This is a genomic window from Salinibacterium sp. (genome assembly GCF_031364185.1).
Classification (GTDB): domain Bacteria; phylum Actinomycetota; class Actinomycetes; order Actinomycetales; family Microbacteriaceae; genus Rhodoglobus.
The window spans coordinates 1-3495 of sequence record NZ_JANLVV010000028.1; the positions used below are offsets into that span (position 1 = coordinate 1).

Below are 3495 nucleotides of genomic sequence, written 5' to 3' on the forward strand. Positions count from 1 at the left end.
ACCTGGCCGACGGTATTCTGCTGTGCCGACATCACCACATGCTCGTTCACAACAACGGCTGGGAAATTGTTCGCGACTCCTCTGCCGAGGGGCAGTGCTCCCAACTCATTCCGCCGTCAGCGATCGACCCCACCCAGACGCCGCGGCCGCTACCCACCAAAAGTGCGATGCTGCGCGACCTGATGGCACCGGCTCGCGCCCACCGCGCCTTGGGCATCGACCGCACCGCGAAGATCACCCGAGCCCCGGGGTTCGACTGTGCCCCGGTCTAACCGAGCGCGAGGCCGCCTCGCCGCGGTGGTCGGACATGCTGCGGTATGTCGCCCAGCTCGGGCCGCGCCTCGCTGCTACTGCTGCGCCCGCTCCAACACCAATTCGCGCACACGGGCGGCGTCCGCCGTGCCTTTCATTGCCTTCATCACGGCACCGATGACGGCGCCAGCGGCCTGCACTTTCCCCTCGCGAATCTTCTCGAGCACGTCGGGTTGCGCCGCAAGCGCCTCGTCAATCGCCGCGATGAGAGCGCCGTCGTCTGACACCACCTTCAGACCGCGAGACTCCACGACCCCAGCGGGCGAACCCTCCCCCGCGATGACTCCTTCCAGCACTTGCCGGGCAAGTCGATCGGTAAGCTCACCAGATTCGACGAGGGCCACGAGAGCAGCAACATCGGTCGGGGTGATGAGCGACGAGGCATCCACGGAGGAAACATTTGCCAATCGCGCAATCTCGCCCGTCCACCATTTGCGGGCCTGGGCGGGGGCAGCGCCAGCCGCCACCGTCTCGTCAATCTCGACCAGCAGGCCCGAATTGACCACATCCTGGAACTCAAGGTCGGTGAACCCCCACTCCCCCTGCAGTCGCCTCTTGCGCAGCGACGGCGCCTCTGGCAGCGCCGCACGCAGCTCCTCGATCAACTCAAGTGACGGCTCGACAGGCAGGAGGTCAGGCTCCGGAAAGTAGCGGTAATCATCAGCATCGCTCTTCGGTCGGCCGGCCGACGTGACGCCGGTGTCTTCGTGCCAGTGGCGGGTTTCTTGCGTGATCGTGCCGCCGGCATTCAGGATCGCGGCCTGGCGTTGGATCTCATAGCGGATCGCCCGCTCCACCGACCGCATGCTGTTGACGTTCTTCGTCTCGGTGCGGGTGCCCAGCGCGCCCGAGCCACGCGGAGACAGGGAGATGTTCGCGTCGCAGCGCAGGTTGCCGCGCTCCATCTTTGCCTCCGAGATGCCCAGCGACACCACGATGTCACGGATCGCAGACACGTACGCCTTCGCAAGTTCCGGCGCATCCGCCTCGGCGCCCGTGATCATCCTGGTGACAATCTCGACCAGCGGAACGCCGGCGCGGTTGTAGTCGACCAGCGAATACTCAGCGCCCTGGATGCGGCCGGTCGCCCCGCCCACATGCGTGAGCTTGCCGGCGTCCTCCTCCATGTGCGCGCGCTCAATGTCGATAGTGAATTTCTTGCCGTTCGCGAGTTCTACCTCAACCTGGCCGTCGAAGGCGATGGGCTCGTCGAACTGGCTGATCTGGTAGTTCTTCGCAAGGTCAGGGTAGAAGTAATTCTTACGCGCGAAGCGACTCGACGGCGCGATCTGGCAGCCGAGCGCCAGCCCCAGGCTGATCGAATACTTGATCGCCTGCTCGTTCACCACCGGCAGGGAGCCGGGCAGCCCGAGATCAACGGGCGTGATGGTCGTGTTCGGCTCGTGCGGCACGTTGCCAAGCGCGGCGGGGTTGGGGGCATCCGAGAACATCTTCGACTGCGTATTCAGTTCGACGTGCACCTCGAAACCGAGCACGGGCTCGAACAGTTCGAGGGCACGGTCGTAGTCCATCAGTTCAGCTTTAGCCACGACACGATTCTAGACGGGGGTGGATGCCGCGGGCTCCCGGTCGGTGTCGCCCAGAAGCTGCCCGTGGCTGGAGTTTACGACGTCGCCGACCACTGCCCGCACGTCGACCTCGTCATCGGGCACGACCGTCACCACCTCAATTGGCGCGGGACGTTCGGAGTGCACGAAGGCGATACCGGCAAGGATGAGCACTCCACCCAAGAGTTGCACGACACCGAGAGCCTCACCGAGCAACAGCCAGGCGAACAGAGCCGCGAACACCACCTCGAGCAACCCGATGAACGACATCAGGCGAGAGCCGAGCATCCCGGTCGCCATGATGCTTGCCGCATAGGCGATCGCGGTGCCGATGACGGCCACGATGCCCAGCGGAACCCACCACGGAGCAGTGCCCGCCAGAAACGGCACCTCGATGAACGCGGCCGTGAACGGCAGCACTCGAAGCGCGCCGAGGGTAGCGAGCACGGCCGAGCCGAGGAGGAGTCCGGTTGCGGCCAGCGCGACCGGCGGGAGTCCCTCCGACGGGCGCGCGGCGATCAGGTAGTAGCTGGCGGCGCCGATTGCGGCCAGGAAGGCGGCGAATACCCCCACCGGATCGCCCGAAATGCTGCCGGGCCCGACGACCAGCACCAGGCCGCCGATCGCCACAGCCGCGCCGATCAGCACGACCTTCTTCGGGACGACCCGGGTCGTCGCCCACGCGAACAGCACCAACAGGATCGGGGCCAGGTATTCGATGAGGATCGCCGTGCCGACCGGGATGCGCTGCACGGCGATGAAATAGGCAAGTTGCGTTCCGGCGACACCAACCAGGGCCATGCCGACGATGCGCCAGCGGGCGCGCCAGAGTGTGTTCCACTTCCCGTGAAGTGCCACGATGGCGAACGGCGCGAGCACAAGACCTGCGACCACCGTGCGCATGGCGACAGCGGCGGTGGGGCTCCAGCCATTCTCGAGAAGCGGCTTGATGAACGCCCCAGACACGCCGAATGCAACCGAGGCGCTGAGGCCGATGATGAGCGCTTTCACGAAGCCTGCCTGTGTCGAATGTGGTCGTTCCAGCATGACGGTACTCTGGCCGTGAATAAGGAGTCAAATTGCGTTTTGCCCCTGACAGCGTGGATGCCCTGCTCTTCACCGTCGCACTAGGAAACACCGACCCTGCCGCCTCCAAAACCGGGCTGGACGAGGTCGCTACAGTTCCCACCCTGATGGCACTCCTCGATGCTCATAGCTACTCCGGACGCCGTGATCGTAATGCGGAGGAACTTGCCTCGGTGCACTCCACTCGAGACCTTCTGCGGCACGTTTGGAGCCTCTCGCGCGACGATGCCGTCGTCGAAGTGAATCGCATGTTGCGCGACGCCGGCGCCTTACCTTTCCTCATGCGGCATGATCACTTCGACTGGCACCTGCACGCCACCGAGGCGAATGCCCCGCTCGCCGAACGCATCCGAGTGGAGGTTTCGCTGGCGCTGGCCGACGTCATCCGCTCGGGCGAGTCCGGGCGCATGCGGGTCTGCGGAGCACCCGACTGCGCGGGGCTGCTGCTCGACCTCTCCCGCAACGGATCCAAGCAGTTCTGCAGCGTTCGCTGCGGCAACCGGATGAACCAGTTGGCGTATCGCGAGCG

At 65.3% G+C, this 3495-nt stretch carries 3 protein-coding genes and 1 pseudogene; 2 read left to right on the plus strand and 2 right to left on the minus strand.

All coding sequences use genetic code 11. The annotated features are described in order from the left end of the window. Window positions 1-272: pseudogene (locus tag RMN95_RS01540) on the plus strand (hypothetical protein); the annotation flags it as partial. Window positions 273-347: 75 nt separating this feature from the next. Here RMN95_RS01540 and gatB read toward each other — a convergent pair. Next, window positions 348-1862: an Asp-tRNA(Asn)/Glu-tRNA(Gln) amidotransferase subunit GatB gene (gene gatB / locus RMN95_RS01545; RefSeq protein WP_309615205.1), complete on the minus strand. Its 1515-nt coding sequence runs from the start codon at window positions 1860-1862 to the stop codon at window positions 348-350. A gap of 9 nt (window positions 1863-1871) precedes the next feature. Then, window positions 1872-2927 carry an EamA family transporter gene (locus RMN95_RS01550; protein WP_309615206.1) on the minus strand — a complete coding sequence of 352 codons (1056 nt, stop codon included), beginning with the start codon at window positions 2925-2927 and terminating at the stop codon, window positions 1872-1874. Between the two features lie 32 nt (window positions 2928-2959). On the opposite strand from RMN95_RS01550, the gene RMN95_RS01555 reads away from it, so the two are divergent. Then, window positions 2960-3495: CGNR zinc finger domain-containing protein (locus RMN95_RS01555; RefSeq protein WP_309615207.1), on the plus strand; the 536-nt coding region annotated here is incomplete at its 3' end.